The organism is Hoylesella timonensis S9-PR14, from assembly GCF_000762405.1.
Taxonomy (GTDB): Bacteria; Bacteroidota; Bacteroidia; order Bacteroidales; family Bacteroidaceae; genus Prevotella; species Prevotella timonensis_A.
Genome location: NZ_JRPQ01000072.1, coordinates 54,697 through 76,794, shown reverse-complemented (window position 1 = coordinate 76,794; position 22,098 = coordinate 54,697). Strand labels below are relative to the sequence as shown.

The 22,098-nt window shown below is 42.2% G+C and carries 18 protein-coding genes; all 18 read left to right on the top strand.

Annotated features, from left to right (window positions below; translation table 11 throughout):
• Nucleotides 1-207 precede the first annotated feature (207 nt).
• The 18 genes from HMPREF9304_RS04640 to HMPREF9304_RS04560 all read left to right on the top strand — a co-directional run bounded on the left by HMPREF9304_RS04640 (nt 208) and on the right by HMPREF9304_RS04560 (nt 21,171).
• The gene (locus tag HMPREF9304_RS04640) at nt 208-1,173 is read left to right on the top strand and encodes an ATP-grasp fold amidoligase family protein (protein WP_036926883.1); all 966 of its coding nucleotides are present in this window, start codon (nt 208-210) and stop codon (nt 1,171-1,173) included.
• Nucleotides 1,174-1,397: 224 nt separating this feature from the next.
• Nucleotides 1,398-2,282 carry a glycosyltransferase family 2 protein gene (locus tag HMPREF9304_RS04635; protein WP_036926881.1) on the top strand — a complete coding sequence of 295 codons (885 nt, stop codon included), beginning with the start codon at nt 1,398-1,400 and terminating at the stop codon, nt 2,280-2,282.
• Between the two features lie 239 nt (nt 2,283-2,521).
• Nucleotides 2,522-3,358, top strand: a complete 837-nt coding sequence (locus tag HMPREF9304_RS04630; RefSeq protein ID WP_197061638.1) for an MBOAT family O-acyltransferase — start codon at nt 2,522-2,524, stop codon at nt 3,356-3,358.
• Complete coding sequence (locus HMPREF9304_RS13785; protein WP_081953646.1) at nt 3,303-3,869, top strand: MBOAT family O-acyltransferase; 567 nt, start codon at nt 3,303-3,305, stop codon at nt 3,867-3,869. Before HMPREF9304_RS04630 ends, HMPREF9304_RS13785 begins: the two co-directional genes overlap by 56 nt.
• 12 nt (nt 3,870-3,881) lie before the next feature.
• Nucleotides 3,882-4,778: an SGNH/GDSL hydrolase family protein gene (locus HMPREF9304_RS04625; protein WP_036926880.1), complete on the top strand. Its 897-nt coding sequence runs from the start codon at nt 3,882-3,884 to the stop codon at nt 4,776-4,778.
• A gap of 69 nt (nt 4,779-4,847) precedes the next feature.
• The gene (locus tag HMPREF9304_RS04620) at nt 4,848-5,768 is read left to right on the top strand and encodes an SGNH/GDSL hydrolase family protein (RefSeq protein ID WP_036926879.1); all 921 of its coding nucleotides are present in this window, start codon (nt 4,848-4,850) and stop codon (nt 5,766-5,768) included.
• The gene (locus tag HMPREF9304_RS04615; RefSeq protein WP_036926877.1) at nt 5,765-6,901 is read left to right on the top strand and encodes a glycosyltransferase; all 1,137 of its coding nucleotides are present in this window, start codon (nt 5,765-5,767) and stop codon (nt 6,899-6,901) included. The genes HMPREF9304_RS04620 and HMPREF9304_RS04615 overlap by 4 nt, the downstream gene beginning before the upstream one ends.
• A gap of 11 nt (nt 6,902-6,912) precedes the next feature.
• Nucleotides 6,913-7,950 (top strand): NAD-dependent epimerase/dehydratase family protein, encoded by a 1,038-nt coding sequence (locus HMPREF9304_RS04610; protein ID WP_036926929.1) that lies wholly within the window; start codon nt 6,913-6,915, stop codon nt 7,948-7,950.
• Between the two features lie 103 nt (nt 7,951-8,053).
• Nucleotides 8,054-9,370 carry a UDP-glucose dehydrogenase family protein gene (locus tag HMPREF9304_RS04605; protein WP_036926874.1) on the top strand — a complete coding sequence of 439 codons (1,317 nt, stop codon included), beginning with the start codon at nt 8,054-8,056 and terminating at the stop codon, nt 9,368-9,370.
• Between the two features lie 654 nt (nt 9,371-10,024).
• Complete coding sequence (locus HMPREF9304_RS04600; RefSeq protein WP_036926871.1) at nt 10,025-11,008, top strand: acyltransferase family protein; 984 nt, start codon at nt 10,025-10,027, stop codon at nt 11,006-11,008.
• A gap of 33 nt (nt 11,009-11,041) precedes the next feature.
• Complete coding sequence (locus HMPREF9304_RS04595) at nt 11,042-11,866, top strand: glycosyltransferase (RefSeq protein WP_036926869.1); 825 nt, start codon at nt 11,042-11,044, stop codon at nt 11,864-11,866.
• Between the two features lie 73 nt (nt 11,867-11,939).
• Nucleotides 11,940-12,803 carry a glucosamine inositolphosphorylceramide transferase family protein gene (locus HMPREF9304_RS04590; protein WP_156104760.1) on the top strand — a complete coding sequence of 288 codons (864 nt, stop codon included), beginning with the start codon at nt 11,940-11,942 and terminating at the stop codon, nt 12,801-12,803.
• A complete protein-coding gene (locus HMPREF9304_RS04585; protein ID WP_156104759.1) occupies nt 12,800-13,855 on the top strand; it encodes a glycosyltransferase family 4 protein in 1,056 nt (351 codons plus the stop codon). Before HMPREF9304_RS04590 ends, HMPREF9304_RS04585 begins: the two co-directional genes overlap by 4 nt.
• Entirely contained in the window at nt 13,852-14,970 is a 1,119-nt protein-coding gene (locus HMPREF9304_RS04580) for a nucleotidyltransferase family protein (protein WP_036926862.1), read from the top strand. The genes HMPREF9304_RS04585 and HMPREF9304_RS04580 overlap by 4 nt, the downstream gene beginning before the upstream one ends.
• A gap of 12 nt (nt 14,971-14,982) precedes the next feature.
• Nucleotides 14,983-16,152, top strand: a complete 1,170-nt coding sequence (locus tag HMPREF9304_RS04575) for a glycosyltransferase family 4 protein (protein WP_036926859.1) — start codon at nt 14,983-14,985, stop codon at nt 16,150-16,152.
• Nucleotides 16,153-16,199: 47 nt separating this feature from the next.
• The gene (gene fabD, locus HMPREF9304_RS04570; RefSeq protein WP_036926856.1) at nt 16,200-17,084 is read left to right on the top strand and encodes an ACP S-malonyltransferase; all 885 of its coding nucleotides are present in this window, start codon (nt 16,200-16,202) and stop codon (nt 17,082-17,084) included.
• Between the two features lie 139 nt (nt 17,085-17,223).
• A complete protein-coding gene (locus HMPREF9304_RS04565) occupies nt 17,224-18,894 on the top strand; it encodes an alpha-amylase family glycosyl hydrolase (RefSeq protein ID WP_036926854.1) in 1,671 nt (556 codons plus the stop codon).
• 144 nt (nt 18,895-19,038) lie between these two features.
• Complete coding sequence (locus tag HMPREF9304_RS04560) at nt 19,039-21,171, top strand: GDSL-type esterase/lipase family protein (RefSeq protein WP_081953648.1); 2,133 nt, start codon at nt 19,039-19,041, stop codon at nt 21,169-21,171.
• Nucleotides 21,172-22,098: the final 927 nt, after the last annotated feature.

Here is a 22,098-nt window from a genome sequence, read left to right as displayed (position 1 = left end):
TTTCTATCGGTGAGGGAATTAAGGCCGTATAAAATAATACTGCGGTATCGGAGAATATGGTGGAATCTTTCCGCCAATCATTTCTCGTAGCCTAACTACTTAAAGCATATATAGGTTTTTTATTTAATCACGCAACAATTTTATTGATAATACACATTTCTAATAAAAAAAGATATAATTATAACAGAGCATTTAATTAGATTTAGAATGAAAATAAAAGAGACATTATTTTATAACAACTTAAAGCGTTGTTATTTCCGTATGAGAGCCTTTCTTATACCCAAAAGGATGTATGCACATATTAAATATTATGTCCTGTATCATACGAAATTAAGTATTGATAACCCACAAACGTTTGACGAGAAAATTTGGTGGTTGAAACTTCATTATTTCAATCCTCTTATGACCATTTGTACGGATAAATATTTGGTAAGAAAATATGTTGAGAAATGTGGCTTACGCGATATCTTAAATGAGTGTTATGCGAGTTTTACAAGTGTAGATGATATAGACATAGAAAAGCTACCGAATGAATTCTTTTTGAAGTGCAATCATCTTTCAGGTGGGAATATAATTTGTACGAAAGATAATTTCGATAAAGAAAAAATAAAAAAAATATTTAGACCTTTACTTCGTAATAACTTTTATTATTATGGTTTTGAATATAATTATAAGTATATAAAGCCTCAAATCGTAATTGAAAAAGTCTTAAGACCTCTTGACGGAAGTTCTCTTTTGGATTATAAGTTTATGTGTTTCGCAGGCGTTCCAAGACTTTTATTCTTGGATATTGGCGCTTGTGACAAAGACGGAGGACATTCAGAGCATTATTATAGAAATGTGTATGATATGCGATTTAATTTGCTTGAAATAAAAGAAACACGTGATAACTTTCTTGATGATTCAATTCAAAAGCCTAAGAATTTTGATTATATGATAGAATGTGCAAAAATTCTTTCAAAGCCATTTCCACACTGTAGAGTTGATTTGTATAATGTAGATGGAAAAGTGTATTTTGGAGAAATCACGTTTTTTCATGGGTCTGGTTATAATCATATTGAGCCACATAAGGCGGATTTGGAAATTGGAAGCTGGATACCTTTAGATAAAAGTTATCCTATAAAATATGGGTTAGAAGAAGTTGAAAAAGCATTCTTAAAACTTACTTCGTAATATATAATAAATAGGTGAATTTGTTGTAGTAAATTCTGATACGGATATAAAAATAAACCGCATACATCCATGCTTGTCCGCTGAAAAAAACAATCTCTTACAATAATGTGTGTGTAGCATCGGAGTTTCACGGACTGCCACAGAATATTAAAAATCCGTGTATATCTGTGTTTATCCGTTGCAAAAATAAGTTGATGTGCTTTTAAGTACTTGCTTTTTACAACATGCCCCTTGTTACAGTTTTTACTTCCACATATAATCGTGCTTATTCATTGCCAAGATTGTATGAGAGTTTAATACACCAGACCTACACAGATTTTGAATGGTTGGTTATTGACGACGGCAGTATAGACGATACAAAAAGATTGGTACAGCAGTGGGCACAGGAGCAGAAGATAACGATACGGTATTATTATCAAGCGAATGGTGGCAAGCACAGAGCAATCAATCGTGGAGTAGAGCTGGCACATGGTGAGTTGTTCTTTATCATTGATAGTGATGACTACCTTCCCACCGACAGCCTTGCTGTGTTGGTTGACTATTATCAGCAAATAAAAGACAACAACAGGTTTGCTGGCGTTGCAGGTATGCGGACATACCCTCATGGCGAACGGATTTGTAAACGATTCACTACCGATGTATTGGATGATGACAGTGTAACGTTTCGGCAGAAACATAAAATGCGTGGCGATATTGCCGAAGCTTTCAAGACGGATGTACTGCGTAAGTATCCTTTTCCAGAATTTATTGGCGAGAAGTTCGTTACCGAGGATGTGGTGTTTAATGAGATAGCCAAAACGTATTTGTTGAGACATTTTAATGCCAACATTTATATTTGCCAGTATTTAGAGGACGGATTATCACATCATCTTCGACAGCTACATCGTCAGTCGCCACAAGGAACCATGCTGTATTATTCACATCAGATGTGTGATGAACGCTTTGGTGTGCAACGGCATGTGCTTGATGCCATTAGCTTTTGGAGATACCTCGTTTGTTATCATGGCAAGAAGCCACGGCTTCCTTGGTGGTGCTACCTTCTTAAACCTGTAGGTTACCTTTTTTACCTGTACGATGTTCTGAAGCACGAGAATGCTGAGGAGAATTAACCCCGTGCTTGCCTGTTGTTATACTGTGTGCGTAGCATCGGAGTATCACGGACTGGCACGGAATATTATAAAATCCGTGAATTTCCGTGCTTTTCCGTTGCAAATAAAAATATCTATCTGTTGCAAAAAGAATATTTGTCTGTTGTGAAAACTACCTATAAACGTGTGATAGCATTTTTATTAGAATCATGTTAGTAAATTCTTTCATTTTTTGGTTATTCTTTATAACCGTGTTGTTATTGTACTTTCCCATTGCGGGACGAAAAAGTCAGTGGCAGAATATGTGTCTTCTTGGCGCATCCTATTTCTTCTATGGATATATTCATGTGGGCATGGCAGTACTGTTGGCTGTTGTAACCCTTGTTTATTATGTTTTGGGACATAGCGTAGCAAAAGGTAAAAAATCTTCGCTATGGTGTGGCATAGGGGTGTCATTGGGTGTTGGACTCTTGGCATATTTCAAGTATGCCAATTTTCTATTAACGCAGGTAGAAGCAGTTTTTACAAGCATAGGTGTGCCGTTTCATCCCATGACGCTCAAGATGCTTGTGCCAGTAGGTATTTCATTTTTCACGTTTAAGCTGATATCCTATCTCGTTGATGTCTACAAGGGCAAGATGATGCCTGTAGACAACATGGTGACGTTTGCAGCATGGGTGTCCTTTTTCCCAACTATTATGTCGGGACCTATAGACAGGGCTATAGACACCGTTCCGCAGCTCGAGGAGAGACGAAAATGGTGTGATGCAAATTTGGTTGAGGGACTCAAACGCATACTTTGGGGAATGTTCTTGAAGATGTGCATTGCTGACAAAGTAGCACCCTATACTGATGCCGTGTTCAACAATTATGGCTTTCACTCCGGATTGACGATAGTCGTTGCCGCTTTTCTATATTCTTTTCAGATATATGCCGACTTTTGTGGTTATTCGGAGATGGCTATAGGAGTTGCTAAGATATTGGGTGTTAAAGTTCCAGAGAACTTTCTGCGTCCCTATTTTTCCACTAATGTGATGGCACATGAGTTTGATGTCATGGTTCAAGGATTATATCTACATCCCTTTGGGAGGCAGTAGATGTTCCGAAGTAAAGACGGGCAGGAATACGCTGACGGTGTTTGCCGTGAGTGGTTTGTGGCATGGTGCCAATTGGACATTTATTTTTTGGGGATTGTATCATGGCATATTGGTCTTCATGAGAAGAATTTGGACTAAGCATGTAGGGCGAACAAGCACAAAGGCTGTTGGCATACCACCGTTTATTGTAAAATATAGTTGTATAACCCTCACATTCTTTTTGATGACGTTAGGCTGGATGCTGTTTAGGGCAAATTCTTTAGATCAATTCTGGGGCATGCTATTGCGTGTGAATGCATCTGGCGGCTTGTTCTTCAGTTGGGCACTCACTGCCGTCTTGCCCATTTGCATTTTGTTTTTCAAGGAATTGAAAGATGAAGAGGGGTGGAACGTGCATTTTTTGCATGCTTCTAATCCTTATTTACAAACGGTGAGCATGGCATTGTTACTGGTGTATATTATTTATACAGGTGAGTTAGAGGGTGCGAAGTTTATTTATTTCCAGTTCTAAAGACACGGTTTTATGAAGAAGGTGTTCATTGGCTTTCTGTTTTTGTTGTTAGTTGTCTTGTCAGATATTTGCGTCGGTGGCATTACAAGAAAGGTTATACTAAATGTACCCGATGTAGGTGTCAACCAAACTAACAGTGTGCAAGCCCTCTTTCATCGAAAAGCAGATGTCCTTGTTTTGGGACCGTCAACCGCAAATCACCATTATGACACCCGATTGTTGCGTGACAGTCTGCGTATGTCTGTCTACAATGCAGGCTTTGATGGTAAAAACATTCAATACAGTGCCATGGTGTTTTACTCGTTTCTCCAGCGATGCAAGCCCAAAATAGTATGCTTGGATTTGGGACCATCTATGTTGAGCGATGAATGGAATGGCTCGATAGGCGAGATGAACATTTTTTATAATATGTCGCCAGTTGTTCACCATATCATCAATGAGAGAGCGACAAGTGTACAAAAAATAAAACTGTGTTCAAATTTGTACCAATGCAACAATAGTTGGCAGTGGTTGTTGCATGCGTATTTGCAGCATGGTGAAAGCACGACAGACGGCTATCGACCTTTGGATGTTGTTTCATCCAACCAATTCAGAGTAAAGCACATGCCGTACGAACAGTTCCGTGTAGACAGCGTCAACCTACAGTATTTAGATGGAATAGTTAACAAATGTAAACAGGGGGGGGTAAAAATCATCTTTAGTGTATCTCCATCGTTAGTTATCACCAAGCGTAGCGAGTTTGAACGATGGATAAGAAATTATGCAGCACGGCATGGTGTAGATTTGTTAGATTTGCAAAATGACGAGCGTTTCTTAAAGCATCCAACTTTATTCTATGACTATACACATCTTAATCGTCAAGGTGCGGTGTTGTTTTCCCAACTTGTTTCAGAATTACTAAAAACGTAAAAGTTGGCAATGTGATTAGAATTTTACTTTATACATTATAGAATATCTTTTTAGATAGAATCTTTTGAAATGAAAAGGAAGATATTATATGTAATTATATTTTTGGGAGTAATTTTCTTTGTAGATTTTATAGTTGGTTATCTTTCAAAAAGATTAATCTCCAAAGTGCCTGATATAGGTGCAAGCCAAACTAATTGTGTGCAAGCTTTATGTCACCGAAAGGCAAGCCTTCTCGTTTTGGGACAATCTACTGCGGTTAGGCATTATGATACGAGAATTCTTGCTGATAGCTTACGTCTATCAGTATATAATGCAGGATGGGATGGACATAATATTCGGTATTCTGCAATGGTATTTTATTCTTTTTTGCAACGTTGTAAGCCTAAAATCGTATGTATAGATTTGTATCCTGAGCAGCTAAATAGTGTAAAAAATGATGCCATGAATGATTTGTATCCATTTTATGGTTTGTCACATGTAGCAGATAGTATTTTAGAAAATTCGATAATTGGGTCTCAAAAATATAAGTTGTGTTCAAATTTGTATCGATATAATAATACTTGGCAGTGGTTGTTATATGCTTATTGCAAAAAGGAGACAGATAAATATAATGGTTTCAGACCGTTGGAGGCAATAAAAAATGAAAGTGTCAATATAAAAAAAATAGATAATGAAGGCATAGATATAGATAAAGAAAATCTTTACTATTTGGATAATATAGTACATAAATGTAAAGAAGAAAAAATAAATTTATTTTTTAGTATCTCACCCTCTTTAATAGTTGCTAATCATAGTGATTATATATCTTGGATACATAGTTATTCAAAAAAGAATGATGTAGAGTTAATAGATTTGTCTCATGATCAACGCTTCTTGAAAAATACATTTCTTTTTCATGACTATATACACCTTAATTGTAAAGGTGCGGTGTTGTTTTCACAAATCATCGTTGACCATATCCGTCAGTCAATGAAAAAAGCAAGTCAATGAAAATTATATTTACTTTAGCTTCTTTGGGCAGTGGTGGTGCAGAACGTGTGGTAAGTCTGCTCTCTGGCGACTTTGTAGATAGAGGTCATCAGGTGGAGATAATATGTTTGCGGTACAGTGACTATTATTATAAGGTGAACAAGCGAGTGAAGGTTATAATGACCGCAAACGAAAAGTCTGCCAAAGGCACGGATGAACAAGTTACAGAAGAAGACAACAATGTAAGATTTGTTGAGAACATACAAGGTATGAACAGACGTAGGGCTTGGCTGAGGAGGCATGTATGCGAGGAAAAGCCCGATGTTGTGATTGCCTTTACAGAAGGTGTCTACCTCTTTACCATATTGGCATTGCTCGGAACGCATACGCCCATTATATCCTCGGAGAGGATAGACCCACGCACACAACCGTTGGTGCGTCGATTGCTAAAGGTCTTCGTCTTGCCCTTTACGAATGTCTTTGTCGTACAAACACAAGCCATTAAGGATTACTTTCCGCATTGGATACGTAAAAAAACTCGTATCGTTTTCAATCCCGTAAGGGAAGAAGCCCTTAAAGAGATGGATAGTACAAAGGTGCATAAAACCAAGACCATCATCTCTGTGGCACGTCTCTATCCGCAAAAAAGACATGAAGTATTGATAGGAGCGTTTGCCAAGATAGCCGCCAAGCATCAAGCATGGAGACTTGTCATCTATGGAGAGGGACCAGAGCGAGGACGGCTTACCAATTATATTAAAGAGTTGGAAGGCATGGTGCCAGGATTGTCGAAACGAATAATGCTGGCAGGTAAGACAGCGGAAGTGGTAGAACGACTCCGAGAAAGTGCTGTCTTTGCGCTGAGCAGCGACTCAGAAGGTATGAGCAATGCCATGATAGAGGCTGTATGCGTGGGGGTACCTATCGTGACGACACGGGTGTCGGGCGTTAAAGAGTTGGTTCATGAGGGCGAAAATGGATATGTAGTGCCATGTGGAAACATTGACCAAATGGCAGAGAGGCTGGATAACTTGTTAGACAAAGAGTCGCTGCTCCGACAATTTGGGCAGAACAGCAGGAAGATGAGAGAACAATTCCGAATAGAAAACATTGCTGCACAATGGATGCAGATAATAGAGAATATAGTCAAATAAACCATCAAAATATGAAAATTCTTATAACGGGTGCTGCAGGTTTCATTGGCTCTAAGCTAATGTATGAACTTGCACAGCGAGGTGACTTTGTAGTGGGCGTTGATTGCATCAACGATTATTATGATGTCCGCATGAAGTATGGGCGTCTGCAAATGTGTGGTTTCAATGAATATGATGTTTCTTGGCACCAGAATATCGTACAGAGTTCAAAATTTGATAACTGCTTGTTTGTGCGCATGGATATTGCAGACAAGGAAGCGATGGAACAACTGTTCTTGCGTTATCACTTTGATAAGGTGATGAACCTGGCAGCTCAAGCTGGGGTGAGATATTCTATACAAAATCCCTTTGCCTACCTGCACAGCAATCTTGTTGGATTCCTGAATGTGTTGGAGTGTTGTAGAAACCATGAAGTTAGCCATTTGGTTTTTGCCTCTTCGAGTTCAGTGTACGGACTTAACGAACATGTGCCATATCATGAGGACGACAAGGTAGACTCGCCAGTGAGCATGTATGCTGCCAGTAAGAAGTCTAACGAGCTGATGGCTCATGCGTATGGCAAATTGTACGGGTTCAGTGTAACGGGACTTAGGTATTTTACCGTTTACGGTCCTTGGGGACGCCCCGATATGTCGCCAATGTTGTTTGCCAACGCCATATCCAAGGGAGAACCTATCAAGGTGTTCAACCATGGCGACATGATACGCGACTTTACTTACATCGATGATATTGTCAATGGAACGATACGGGTGATAGATTCTACTTTGAACGCAGAGGACTGTCCTCACCATGTGCCTTATAAAATTTACAACATAGGCTGTTCGCATCCCGTAAAACTCATGGATTTCATTGCGGAGATAGAGCAGGCATTGGGTAAGAAAGCCGAAAAGATATATTTGCCTATGCAGCCAGGAGATGTGTATCAGACCAATGCAGACACCACAAGGTTGCAGACCGAGTTAGGTTATCAGCCGCATTTTAGTTTGCACGAAGGAATTGGCAAGTTTGTAGAATGGTATCAGTCAGATCAAAATCCATTGAGAGATTAACTTGTCAACTTGTTAACTTGTCAACTTGTCAACTTGTTAACTTGTCAACTTGTTAACTCGTCAACTTAATAACTTATTAACTCATTAACTTAAAAACTCAAATATGAACATAGCAATAGTAGGAACAGGATATGTAGGTTTGGTTAGTGGAACCTGTTTTGCAGAAATGGGTGCCAACGTAACCTGCGTAGATGTAGATCAAAAGAAAGTAGACATGCTTTTGAAGGGCATTGTACCCATTTACGAGCCGGGCTTGGATGAAATGGTGCAGAGAAATGTAAAAGAAGAAAGACTACATTTCACCACAGATTTAGCATCTGTATTGGAAGATGTGGAGGTTGTGTTTTCTGCCGTAGGCACACCTCCAGACGAAGATGGAAGTGCAGACCTTCATTATGTGTTGCAAGTGGCGCATACCGTTGGAGCCAACATCAGTAAATACACCGTGTTGGTGACCAAGTCTACCGTTCCTGTCGGAACTGCCAAGAAAGTCAAGGCCGCTATACAGGAAGAACTTGACAAACGTGGTGTGGATATACCCTTTGATGTGGCAAGCAACCCCGAGTTTCTGAAAGAGGGAGCAGCCATCAAGGACTTCATGAGTCCTGACCGCGTCGTCGTAGGAGTGGAAAGCGAAAGAGCCAAAGAACTGTTGGTGAAGTTGTATCGTCCATTTATGATGAATAATTTTCGTGTCATCTTTACAGACATACCTTCGGCGGAGATGATTAAATACGCAGCCAATTCAATGCTCGCCACTCGTATCAGCTTTATGAACGATATCGCCAATTTATGTGAGCTGATTGGTGCCGACGTTAATATGGTTCGCAAAGGAATAGGTGCTGATACACGCATTGGAAATAAATTCTTGTATCCAGGTTGTGGATATGGAGGGAGTTGTTTTCCAAAAGATGTGAAAGCGTTGATAAAGACAGCCGAGAAGAATGGTTACGACATGAAAGTGCTAAAGGCGGTAGAGGCTGTGAACGCATCGCAGAAAGAAGTTGTTTTCAAGAAACTGAACAATTACTATCAAGGCAAGTTGAAAGGAAAGAAAATAGCAATATGGGGACTTTCCTTCAAGGCAGAGACAGACGATATGCGAGAGGCAACCTCGCTTGTAACTATTGAGTTGTTGAAACAGGCAGGTGCTAATATTTGTGTCTTCGATCCTGTTGCCATGGAGGAATGTCAGCGTAGGGTAGGTGATGCTGTAGTTTACGCTACAGATATGTATGATGCCGTTCTTGATGCCGATGCATTGTTGGTGCTTACTGAATGGAAACAATTCCGTCTGCCAAGCTGGGGAGTTGTGAAGAAATCTATGAACACGCCTTTGGTTGTTGACGGAAGAAACATCTATGTTCCAAGCGACATGAAGGCTCTCGGATTTGAGTATCACAGCATAGGAAGGAAGTAACTCAAGTTTTAGTTTTAGATTTGGTAATATTTGCTGAACGAACGCACGAGCTGTACGTCACTACCATAATGCGGTTACGAGTTCTTGGGTTTTTCAGATAAAGAAATTAGTGGTTTTTGTCCTGTTATTTTACCAAAAAAACGACCATTGAAAATCTCCAAAATAGAAAAAATCAATAGGCAAACGAACTACAAAAATGGGCTGATTTTAACAAAATAAATGTCTTTTCAAACTGAAGCATTGATTTAACGCCCTTGGAAACACGCATTAGAGGTGTTATCTACATGTAATAACCGCATTAAAGCATGCAACTTGCAGGCTTATCTCAATGCTTTAGCCGCAAAAAACTGATAAAATTAGGAATGAAAAGAGATGCTTTTGTTTTAACATCCTCAATAACAACAAATTACAAACATTGCTCATATTTTGCGTATTTGCGACCAACTTTGCTGTTGGTTGTTTTCACGCGAATTATGAGAGGCTCTTTGTAAAGATAATTCAGTATTTATGAGCCTCCTATATACCGTATTATAAATTTTACAAACACTGTTTTGTGAGTATTTCTTGTAACCATGTTATTTTTAAATGAATGCACTATGATAGTGCCTTTTCATAAAAACATTTTTCGAAACTCGAATAAATTAATGATCTCTCATGGAGAAGACACGTATTTTCTGTATTGATGCGCTCAAGGCATTTGCCATACTTGCTGTGATAACAGGTCATTTGCCGTCTTATTGTTATTATGGTTGGAATATTGAACCCAATCCAAGTAGCTTAGCGGATTTTGTAGGTTTGTTTCACATGCCTTTATTCATGCTGCTCAGTGGACTTGTAACAAATGTACAGCAATTTTCATTGGCGAAGAAAATGAAGTTGCTGATTCCTTTTTTCGTGTTTGGACTGTTGTTTACTTATACTATGGGGGGCGGCAATGTGGTATATTTTATAACTAATGAGGCAAAGGCGGGTTATTGGTTCTTGTGGGTATTACCTCTCTACTTTGTGCTGTTGTATGTGATACGAAAGTTACACCTGCCTTTCATTGACGGAGCTGTCATTGTGCAAGTGTTGCTGATGGTACTTCATTTCTACTTTAGGCGTACTGAGGTGGGGACCACCTTATCCACCGACCATTTGTGGGCTTTGTGGCCTTTCTTTTCATTAGGTGTATTTTTGAAAAACAAGGAATGGCGGCATTGGCAGGTCAATAAGTTGATACCTGTGTTTGCAATATTGAGTCTCGCTTCGTTAATAACTCTTAATAGAATAGGGGGGGGTAATGAAATATTGTTAAAACTATATACGGCTTTAGTAGGTTCTCCTTTGTGTTTATTCTTTTTGTCTTTGTTTGTTTGGTTAGAACAACAATTCAAGGGTAAAACTTCAAGGGTAAAAAGTATGCTGAAGCGGATAGGAACTTTGATAGGGACGAACACATTGCAGATTTATGTAATCCATTATTTCTTGATAATGCCTTTCAATCTTAAAATGTTTGGCAATTATATGATTGAAAATAACTTAGTGGCATTGGAGTATTTAATAAGTCCTTTGTTGTCAGTGATGATAGCTATCCTTTGTGTGTATATCTCAAAGGCGTTGTATGCCATGCGGTTAGGATTTGTTTTTGGTAGATAATTATGAACGCTGGGACTAATAAAATAAAAGAGCATGAGTAAGTTGAAGTTTTCTGTCATCATGTCGATTTATAAGAACGACAACCCTGAATATTTGCAGGTGGCTTTGGACAGCATCATTCATCAAACGCTGGTGCCAGACGAGATTGTGCTGATAGCCGACGGTCCTGTACCGCAGTCATTGATAGATGTGGTGGAGAAGACAAAAACTCGGTTTGCAGGTTTGCATGCTTATTATCAGGACAAGAACAGAGGATTGGGTGGAGCGTTGCGCATTGCCGTGGAAAAGGCACAGTATGATTATCTTGCCCGCATGGACAGCGATGACATTTCGTTGCCCGACCGTTTTGAGAAGCAGATGAGATGTTTTGAGGAAGACCATGAGTTGGCGGTAGTAGGGGGGATGATAACCGAATTTGTCGACTCGCCCGAGCATGTGGTAAGCAAGCGTATATTGCCTTTGGACGACAGGGGTATCAAGCGGTTTATGCAATCGCGGTGTGGTGTGAATCATGTTACGGTTGTCATGAAGAAAAGCGAACTGCTGCGTGCGGGCAATTATCAGCAGGATTTCAAGCAAGAAGATTATTATCTTTGGGCGCGCATGATTGAGGCTGGATGCAAGTTTCGCAACATTCCCGACATTGTGGTGAATGTGCGTTCGGGCAGAGACCAGTTTGCACGAAGAGGTGGCATGGCGTATTACAAGGATGTGCTTGCTTTGAACAAGTGGATGTGGCAACACGGCCTCATAACCCTTCCCAAGATGATATACAATGATATGGTGCGTGGCACCGTACAGTTTTTGCTACCCAACAGTGTGAGAACTTGGGTGTACCAACGCTTTCTGCGAAAATAAAGCTATAAAAGCCTGCTTCTTTACTTAACACTCGCTTCTACGGATGCTTTTGGAACGTATATACAACCATGTTGTGAGGGAGAAACAATGGAACATTGGATTTCCTGACAAGTCGTTGGAGGAGTTGGTGCATGGTGCATCTTTCTCTGTTCGTATGCTTCGGCATTTGTACGCCGACCGATGGTTTGCCGACCCTTTTGTGTTGGAGGTGACTGATGACGAAATCTTGCTTTTGGCAGAGGATTATGACATACACTTGAGACGTGGTCGCATATCATTGTTGACGGTGGAGCGCAATACACTCGAGTTGAAGAGGCTCATGCCTGTCTTGGATGTGGAACGGCACCTTAGTTTTCCCTGCATCGTGCGCAAGAATGACAAAGTGTACATTATGCCCGAAAATCTTTTTGGCGAAGGACTTACGTTGTATGAGTTTGATCAGAAGACGAACAGTTGTCGTAAAGAGAAAGTAGTGTCGACACAACCTTTGGCGGATGCCATTCTTACGGATGTGTTTGGGGAGGAGATGCTGTTGGGAACTTACTTGCCGTATGACAATCCTGTATTGCATACGTTTGTTTACAATGCCCAAGGAGAGGAGGTGCGACATGAGTCATACGTTTTTGCAAACAAGACGGCTCGCAATGCGGGAGCGTTTTTTGAATGTGACGATATGCTTTATCGTCCCGCACAAGACGGAAGACTCTATTATGGGCAGGGCATCGTCATACAACAGGTAACAAAAGATGAGACTGGCAGACTCGCATTTCATGAAGTATGCCGACTTTCATCTCCCACAACCAACCAACCGTTGCGTATGCACACGCTCAATAGTTATAAAGGCGTGACGGTGGTAGATATGGCTGCGTGCCAACATCCGCATTTTGCTCGGGTGGCTGTACAATTAAAAAAGCATTTCTGCGTTATTAAAAAGTGAGGATAGCTTATGTGGTTTCTGCGTTGAGGCACGCAGGTCCCGTGTCGGTGGTCATGCAACTGGCGAAGCAAATGGTTGAACATGGTCATGAGTGCAAGGTGTTTTACTTTGACGAGAACATCTTTGAACCTCCTTTTCCCACGGAGAAGGTAGACGGATACCGCCCCATTAACTTTTCCCACTACGATATTGTGCATGCCCATGGCATTCGTCCCAATTTATATCTTACCTTTTACAAGCCGTGGTTTGGCAAGAAAACAAAATTTGTAACCACGGTACATTGTTATATATGGGAGGAATTTCAGGTGGGATTTGGCAGAATGGCAGGCTCTCTTTTCAGTCTGTTGTTTTTGGCTTCTGTCAGGACGTTGGATAAGGTAGTGGTGCTCAGCGATGATGCCGTTGATTATTATTCACGCTGGGTGAACGCACAGAAACTGGCGCGTTGTTACAATGGTATTGACATGCCACAAGGTAGGCTGTCCGCTAAGGAAGAAGAACAAGTGCAGCAATTCAAGGCAGGTCACACGCTCATAGGTACATGTGCCTCTTTGGTGAAGATAAAGGGAGTGGAACAGTTGATACAAGCCCTTGCGCAGTTGCCAGACAGGTTTCGCCTGTTGGTGATTGGTGAAGGAAACTTGCGCTTGCCTCTTCAACGTCGGTGTGCTGAATTGGGCATTTCCCACAGGGTCATGCTCATGGGTTTTGTTCCCGAAGGACATCGATACATGCCACTTATGGACGTGTATGTGCAGACAAGTTTGAGCGAGGGCTTTTGCCTGGCACTGACAGAAGCAGCCATGTATGGAAAGAAGATAGTATGTGCAGACATTCGAGGAATGAAAGAAAAATATGCAGATGATGAGATTACCTATTATCAATCAGGACGTTCGGATGATTTGGTACAGAAAATCCTGCAAGCAGAAAAGGAGGAAGACAAGCCGCTTCGTGCCAAGCAAAAGGCATGTGAGCAGTTCTCTTCTGTGAGTATGTACGAAGCATATCACGCCTTGTATCTCCAGCTTGTGCAAAATAAGAATTACAAATGACGACATTTACGGATACAGAAAAAGTTTTCCTTGAACTGTACAAGGCAGGAGTGTGGGGAGAGATTGCCCACAAAGATGTCCTTGTAGGTAAGCATATAGACAGGAAAGCCGTGTTAGGCATTGCAGAGAAACAAGCTGTTGTAGGCAATGTGTCTGATGGTATTTCGCTTTTGAGAGAAGCAGAGTTGCCTCAGCCATTGAAGATGAAGCTGATAACGTATGTGCTCACCATCAGGAAGAACAACGAAACGATGAACGCTGCCATCCCCGAGATGTATCGCTTGCTGGAAGACATTGGTGTTGTGCCTGTCTTGCTGAAAGGACAAGGGGTGGCACAAAACTATCGTGACCCACTTTCAAGACAGTCGGGAGATGTTGACCTATATATTTCCGACCCGCAACAAATAGCCGAGGCTTACAAGTTGTGTCAACAAAATATGAAGATGATAGAGCCACTCACCACCGATACAATGGAGGCAGTCTTTCAGTATCGTCATGTAGTGGTGGAGCTGCATGGTCGCATCAATGCGTATGTGAATAAAACCTTGGAACGTCGATTCCCCGCTTGGTGTGATGCAATGTTTCGTGAGGAGAAGGAAAGAAAGGTCTGTGTAGGGGGTGGCTTTGCTGTGCTGCCTCCCTTGCGGTTGGACCTTGTCTTTGTCTTTGTACACTTGACAAGACATTATTTTAGTGGCGGAATAGGTTTGAGGCAGATAGCCGACTGGATGCGCCTGCTTTATGCGCACCATACGGATATTGATCAAGAGCAGTTGGCGCATGACGTAACATATTTGGGCATTGAGAAGATATGGAAAGTGTTTGCCGCCATGGCTGTTGACTTCTTGGGATACCCCAAAGACAAGATGCCACTATATAACGGGAGGTATGAGGACATGGGCAAACAGGTGCTGCGCTATGTGTTGGATTCGGGAAACTTTGGTTATCACGATGTACGCACAAAAAGTAAATCAAAGAATTATTATGTACGCCGATGTAAGGCTTTTACTGGAAATATGAGTAAAATCCTGCGTAACTTCTTCATGTTTCCTCACGAGACCATCTACAACATTCCTGGTTATTTGAAAAGTGGCATCAAGCGAACAAGATTTTAAGTAGAGAACATTATGAATTTGAAGTTTCTTTTTTTAGGCATTGTCATTCCTTTTATCAGTGCGTTTGCGTTGGTGACTTGGATTCATCCCCTAATCGTTAAACTTGCCAAACAAAAAGGAATGGTTGACAATCCCGATGCCCGCAAGCTGCAGAAAGCACCTGTTCCCGTATTGGGTGGTATTGCTGTCTTTTGGGGAGTTGTGTTGGGTGTGGGCTTGACGAGTGCAGTCTTTGACAGTTATATTTTCTTTCCTGCGTTCGTTGCCATTACGGTGATGATGTATTTAGGCACGTTGGATGATCTCATAGGATTGAGCGCATGGTTAAGACTGATAGTCGAGTTCTGCGTAATCTTGTTCTTGATATCTACCGAGCATAAATTTATTGACGATTTTCATGGCGCCTTTGGCATACACCAGATGAACGAATATGTTGGCATTGCGCTTTCTTCGTTTGTGGGTGTCGGCATCATCAATTCCATTAACTTGATTGATGGCGTAGATGGACTTTCGTCAGGATTTTGCATGTTCGTTTGCGCCCTCTTCGGTTATGCCTTCATGACATCGGGTTATGGGTCGATGACCGTGCTGGCTTGGATATGTGTGGCTTCCTTGTTTCCTTTTTTCCTGCACAACGTTTTCGGCAAAACGTCAAAGATGTTCATTGGCGACAGTGGAACGCTCATGCTGGGTACACTCATGAGTATTTTTGTTTTTCATATTTTGGAAACCAAATCCATGGTGGCCTATAATTATCCTAACATGGGGGTAGTGGCTTTTACGCTTTCTGCTCTGTCCATTCCAGTTTTCGACACCTTGCGTGTCATGTTTCTACGCATGTTGAGGGGAGGCTCTCCATTCCATCCAGACAAGTCGCATCTTCACCATTTGTTTATAGAGATAGGCTTCTCGCATATCGGTACTACCGTGTCGGTATTGGCACTCAATGCCTTTAATGTGTTGTGGTGGTTTATCTCTTATCAGTTAGGAGCTTCTGCTACTGTCCAACTGCTGGTGGTAATCATGATAGGTGTGTTCAATACGGTAGGTTTTTATTATATTGTGCGCAGGTTGAATCATCAACGCATGCCCTATAAAATATTAAAACGAATTGCAGCCATGTCTCACATTGAGGCAGGTTGTTTCTTTATGAGTATTAGAAAATTTGTAGACCGCCATTAGCTTGGCGCATCTGCTTACATTAGATTTAATCAAACAAAAAAACAAGTATGAAAGCATTTGTATTTCCCGGTCAGGGATCCCAGTTTGTAGGAATGGGAAAAGAACTTTATGAAAATAACCAAACGGCAAAGAAGTTGTTCGATAAAGCCAACGAGGTGTTGGGCTATCGTATCACCGACATCATGTTTGATGGTACCGATGAGCAACTCAAGGAAACCAAGGTGACACAGCCTGCCGTATTCTTGCACAGTGTCATTTCTGCACTCTGTATGGGCGATGCGTTCAAGCCTGATATGGTGGCAGGTCATTCTTTGGGCGAGTTTTCTGCATTGGTGGCAGCTGGTGCATTGAGCTTTGAAGACGGTCTTAAATTGGTTTATGCTCGTGCCATGGCAATGCAGAAGGCATGCGAGGTGGCACCGGGTACCATGGCTGCTATCATTGGACTGCCAGATGAAAAGGTAGAAGAGATATGTCAAGAGGTGAGCAAAGAAGGCAAAGTAGTCATTCCTGCTAATTATAACTGTCCAGGGCAATTGGTTATCTCTGGAGATAAAGAAGGCATTGAGGAGGCTTGCGAAAAGCTAAAAGCTGCGGGAGCCAAGCGTGCGTTGCCTTTGAAGGTGGGAGGTGCTTTCCACTCGCCATTGATGCAGCCTGCCAAAGACGAGTTGCAAAAGGCGATAGAGGCTACCACGGTGAATACGCCTCAATGTCCTGTGTACCAGAATGTAGATGGGAAACCTTATACCGATGCAGCCAAGATTAAGGCAAACCTTATCGCCCAACTTACAAGTAGTGTTCGTTGGACAACAACGGTACAGAACATGATTGCCGATGGAGCTACCGACTTTACCGAATGTGGACCTGGCAAGGCTTTGCAGGGCATGATTGGACGCATCAGCAAGGAAGTGACAGTCCACGGCATCTAAACGAACGAAGTATCTAAACTGTATTGAGCTTTGTCATCTTGCCTGTTGGCTGGATGACAAAGCTCTATTCTTACCTCTCAACAACGTTAACATTATCGACAAACAACTCTCCTCACAGGGAGGAATAAGGAAAGATTACATGCAAATCTATCAAATCTTTACTCGCCTTTTTGGCAATCAAAACATGACTCGCACACCCCATGGAACGCTGGAAGAGAATGGAGTGGGGAAGATGAACGACATCACCACGACCGTGCTCAATCGTATTCACGACATGGGGGTCACGCATGTGTGGTTCACGGGCATCGTTCGCCATGCAACGACAACCGATTATTCTACCTACGGCATCCCTCACCAACATCCAGCCATTGTGAAGGGAAAGTCTGGGTCGCCATATGCTATTACCGACTATTATGATGTTGACCCCGACCTTGCCGTGCAGGTGCCGAAGCGCATGGATGAGTTCGAGGCTTTGGTGAAGCGTACGCACAAGGCAGGCATGAAGGTGATTATTGATTTCGTCCCCAATCATGTGGCACGGCAATACCACTCCATTTGCAAACCTCAGGGAGTGAGAGACTTGGGGGAGAACGATGATGTAAACAAACACTTTGACATTCACAACAATTTTTATTATTGCCCAGGCTATCCCTTTGAACCAGCCATTGATTTGTGCAAGGATGCCAGCGAACCTTATCGTGAATATCCTGCCAAATGTACGGGTAACGATTGTTTTAATGCTTCGCCCTCAGCTAATGATTGGTACGAGACCGTCAAGCTGAACTATGGCATTGATTACACCGATGCTGGTGGATGCAGCGAACATTTCGACCCCATGCCCGACACGTGGCAACAGATGACAGACATTCTGCTGTTTTGGGCTTCTAAGGGAGTGGACGGTTTTCGCTGTGACATGGCAGAGATGGTGCCAACGGCTTTTTGGCAGTACGCTATTGGTAAGCTCAAGGCTACCTATCCTCACGTCATGATTATTGGCGAGGTGTACAATCCCACCCTTTATCGGGCGTATATCGCTTCGGGATTTGATTACTTATATGATAAGGTGGGCATGTACGACTGTTTGCGCGACATTGTGTGTGGCAAACGTCCCGCCCATCACATTACCCGCCAATGGCAATCTGTGGATAATATTTTGCCAAAGATGCTCTATTTCTTGGAAAACCACGACGAGCAACGCATTGCCAGCGACTTTTTTTGTGGCAGTGCTGAGCGTGCCTTGCCGGCTTTCATGGTATGTGCATGGCTGCACACCAATCCTGTCATGGTGTATGCTGGACAGGAGTTTGGCGAGCGAGGCATGGATGCAGAAGGATTCAGTGGACTTGACGGCAGAACGACCATATTCGACTACTGGGCGGTAAAATCTATCATCGAAGGTTATTATCAAAGAGAAAAAATGGACAAGCGAAGCCAACGCCTTTCCGAAGTGTATCAGAAAATTCTGCAATTGTGTCATCAGCCAGCTATTGCGCAAGGACAGTTCTTCGACTTGATGTATGCCAACACTCAGCACTCGGCATTGTTCAACCCCGATGAGCAGTATGTTTTCTTGCGTCAATCGGCAGAGCAACTCTTGTTGATTGTCGTGAATTTCTCGCCCAATCAGCAGCGGGTGCATGTCAACATACCTCAACATGCTTTCGACTTTCTGCACATGCGGCAGGGTACATGCAAGGCGGTCGACCTATTGACGCACCAAGAACAGCGTGCAGAGTGGTCAGCTTCCGTGCCGTTTGTGGCACAAATTCCTGGCTATGGTGGCAGAATTTATGAAATTCAGCAAGTATAACATAGGCGCTTGCCATTAATCATTCGAATGTGTAGGTGTTCAAGATGAAAACTAAACGTTTCATTTTGAGCACCTACTGTCGTTTTGTGGCATTCCTACAAACTTCATCAACCTAACAAAATGCGTACACAACAATTCATCACGATGCGTCCTCAAAATCATCAGTCAAAGCTACTTTTAGCATGTTTGCTTTTATTTTCGTGCTTCGTTGTCTTTCACACAGATGCCAAGCCAACAGTGCCACCAGTTCGTGTGGCTTGCGTGGGCAATAGCATTACATACGGTACGGGTATTGCCAATCGTGATAATGACTCTTATCCCGCACAGCTTCAGGCGATGTTGGGTAATAAATATCTCGTTGGGAATTTTGGAAAACCCGGAGCTACCTTACTTCGACATGGTCATCGTCCTTATTTCAAGCAGCAAGAGTTCTGCGACGCCATGGCATTTCACGCCGATATTGCCGTTATTCATTTAGGCATCAATGACACCGACCCACGAAACTGGCCCAATTATCGTGACGAATTTGTGACCGATTATTTGGCTCTTATCGACTCACTTCGTCAAGTCAACCCAAAGGTGCGCATCATTTTGGCAAGATTGTCACCTATAGCGCACAGGCATCCGCGTTTTATCTCAGGAACGCAACAATGGCACGAGCAGATACAGGCAAGCATTGAAACAGTGGCAGAGATCAGTGGAAGTGAGCTTATTGATTTTCATGCGCCTTTATATCCTTATCCTTTTTTGTTGCCCGATGCCTTACATCCCAACGTAGAAGGTGCTGGTGTTATGGCAAAAGTGGTTTATGGCAGCATTACGGGTAATTACGGTGGCTTGCACCTGCCAGCCATTTATACCGACAATATGGTATTGCAGCGAGGTGTACCCATAACGATTCATGGTATAGCCAATGCAGGAGAGACAGTCAAAGTAAAATTGGGAAGTCTGTACCAAACAACTCGTGCCAACCAGTTGGGCAACTGGCAGGTTACCTTTGCGCCTCAGAAAGCCGAGCGAAGCACGACACTCACAGTAAGTGCGGGTAAGCAAAAGCGTATCTTCCGCCATGTGGCGATAGGCGAAGTGTGGCTTTGTTCTGGACAGTCGAACATGGCTTTCATGATGCGCCAAGCCGCTACAGCCCAGCGGGATATTCCCCTTTCTGGTGATGAGGATTTGCGTCTCTACGACATGAAACCCAACTGGGAGGCGGTTGATGTGGAGTGGAACAAGTCGGTACTTGATTCATTGAACCATTTGCAGTATTATCGTCCCTCGTCATGGACAGTTGCGTCACCCGATGCGGTGCGAAATTTTTCGGCTGTGGCTTATTATTTCGGTCGTATGTTGCGCGACAGTTTGCAAGTACCTGTGGGGATTATCTGCAATGCTGTGGGTGGTTCGCCTACAGAGTCTTGGATTGATCGGCATACATTGGAGTCACGTTTCCCTGCTATTCTCAACAACTGGCTGCACAACGACTTCATTCAGCCGTGGGTGCGACAACGGGCTGCCAAGAACATCGCACAAGCAAAGGGAGCAGGCGTAAGGCATCCGTACGAGCCTTGTTACTTGTTCGAGAGCGGTATCTTGCCCTTGGAGCGATATACTGTCAAGGGGGTGACTTGGTATCAAGGCGAGTCGAACGCCCATAACATCGAGGCACACGAAACGCTGTTCAAGCTGTTGGTCGATTCTTGGCGGCAGTATTGGAACAATGTCAGCATGCCGTTTTATTTTGTGCAGCTATCAAGTCTGAACCGACCGTCGTGGACTTGGTTCCGTGACAGTCAGCGAAGGTTGATGCAGCAAATTCCCAACACGGGCATGGCAGTATCTTCCGACCTTGGTGATTCGCTCAATGTGCATCCAATCCATAAACAGGCGATAGGCGAGCGACTGGCTCGGTGGGCATTGGCAGACACCTATCATCGTCCACTCATGCCGTGTGGTCCGCTGTTTAAGTGTGCTTGGCGTGAGGCGGGGAGCAAGGTCGCTGTGTCGTTTAATGATGCTAACAAGCTTTCTACTTCTGACGGTAAGCCTGTTGATGGTTTTGAGATAGCCCAATACGATGGTTTGTTTTATCCTGCCCATGCAGAGATCAAAGGTCAGTTAGTGATTCTTCAATCCGACAAGGTCAGGGAACCTCGCTTTGTGCGTTACGGTTGGCAACCGTACACTCGCGCCAATCTTGTCAATGGTGACGGACTTCCTGCCTCTACTTTCCGAGGTGAGGTAACTACACAGCCTTGCATATCTCGCAGGGAATAACGCCAACAGTTTCAGCAAGCGTGCCTATGAAAGTAAAAAGTTTTACCTTTCTTGGTAAGAAGATTCGTTGTTTTTGTCCTATCATTTTACCAAAAAACGACCATTGAAAATCTTCAAAATAGAAAATTTCAATAGGCAAGCAATAGACAAAATTACGCTGATTTTACCAAATCTGACACCTGTTTACGCTGGAACATTGAGTTGATGTCCTTGGAAACATGTATCAAGGGCATTATTCACATGCAATAGTAGCATTAAAGCATGCAAATAACAAACTTAGAACAATGCTTTAACCGCCAAGCAACGGTAAAAATACGAAAGAAAAGAGACGACATAAGTATAACACATTCAATAACAATAAGTTAAGAACGTTGCTCATAATTAGCGTATTTGCGACCAACTTTAGTGTTGGTTGTTTACACGCGAGTTTTGAGAGGCACTTTGTAAAGAAAATTCGGCATTTAATTTCCTTCCATGCAGCGTACCTGAAAGTTTACATGCGTTGTATGGTTGGTGTCTTTCGTTGTAAAAATATCATTCATTTTTTTGCTTGTTTCCTTCTAATTATCAAATAAATACAGCAGCTCAATATGTGCTTCAAGTAAAATTATTGCTGTCTTCTGTTGGCCATACATTGAATGATAAAACTTTATAATTTTAGATATATAACGTATATTTATGAAATTTTATGGGAATTTGAAAAAATATTTTCAAAATATATGAAATAAATCTTGGAAATTAAAAGAAATAACATATATTTGCAAATATAAGCATTTAAGTGACGAAAACCTACTAATCTGTTGTATTTTTCTGAACTGATGAAGCATAGCTTCTTTAGCCTTGTTTAGTTCCTTATTATGATACGCATTACTGCTCATATAAATTAAATAGATAAATTATAAACTAAATATTAAATTTTATAAATAC

Excerpts from the sequence above, each read along its gene's own strand:
- HMPREF9304_RS04615 (WP_036926877.1), top strand. The coding sequence starts at position 5,765 with ATGAAAATTATATTTACTTTAGCTTCTTTGGGCAGTGGTGGTGCAGAA.
- HMPREF9304_RS04565 (WP_036926854.1), top strand. The coding sequence starts at position 17,224 with ATGCAAATCTATCAAATCTTTACTCGCCTTTTTGGCAATCAAAACATG.
- HMPREF9304_RS04640 (WP_036926883.1), top strand. The coding sequence starts at position 208 with ATGAAAATAAAAGAGACATTATTTTATAACAACTTAAAGCGTTGTTAT.
- HMPREF9304_RS04625 (WP_036926880.1), top strand. The coding sequence starts at position 3,882 with ATGAAGAAGGTGTTCATTGGCTTTCTGTTTTTGTTGTTAGTTGTCTTG.
- HMPREF9304_RS04600 (WP_036926871.1), top strand. The coding sequence starts at position 10,025 with ATGGAGAAGACACGTATTTTCTGTATTGATGCGCTCAAGGCATTTGCC.
- HMPREF9304_RS04595 (WP_036926869.1), top strand. The coding sequence starts at position 11,042 with ATGAGTAAGTTGAAGTTTTCTGTCATCATGTCGATTTATAAGAACGAC.
- HMPREF9304_RS04635 (WP_036926881.1), top strand. The coding sequence starts at position 1,398 with ATGCCCCTTGTTACAGTTTTTACTTCCACATATAATCGTGCTTATTCA.
- HMPREF9304_RS04560 (WP_081953648.1), top strand. The coding sequence starts at position 19,039 with ATGCGTCCTCAAAATCATCAGTCAAAGCTACTTTTAGCATGTTTGCTT.
- HMPREF9304_RS13785 (WP_081953646.1), top strand. The coding sequence starts at position 3,303 with ATGAGTTTGATGTCATGGTTCAAGGATTATATCTACATCCCTTTGGGA.
- HMPREF9304_RS04605 (WP_036926874.1), top strand. The coding sequence starts at position 8,054 with ATGAACATAGCAATAGTAGGAACAGGATATGTAGGTTTGGTTAGTGGA.
- HMPREF9304_RS04580 (WP_036926862.1), top strand. The coding sequence starts at position 13,852 with ATGACGACATTTACGGATACAGAAAAAGTTTTCCTTGAACTGTACAAG.
- HMPREF9304_RS04620 (WP_036926879.1), top strand. The coding sequence starts at position 4,848 with ATGAAAAGGAAGATATTATATGTAATTATATTTTTGGGAGTAATTTTC.
- HMPREF9304_RS04610 (WP_036926929.1), top strand. The coding sequence starts at position 6,913 with ATGAAAATTCTTATAACGGGTGCTGCAGGTTTCATTGGCTCTAAGCTA.
- fabD (WP_036926856.1), top strand. The coding sequence starts at position 16,200 with ATGAAAGCATTTGTATTTCCCGGTCAGGGATCCCAGTTTGTAGGAATG.
- HMPREF9304_RS04575 (WP_036926859.1), top strand. The coding sequence starts at position 14,983 with ATGAATTTGAAGTTTCTTTTTTTAGGCATTGTCATTCCTTTTATCAGT.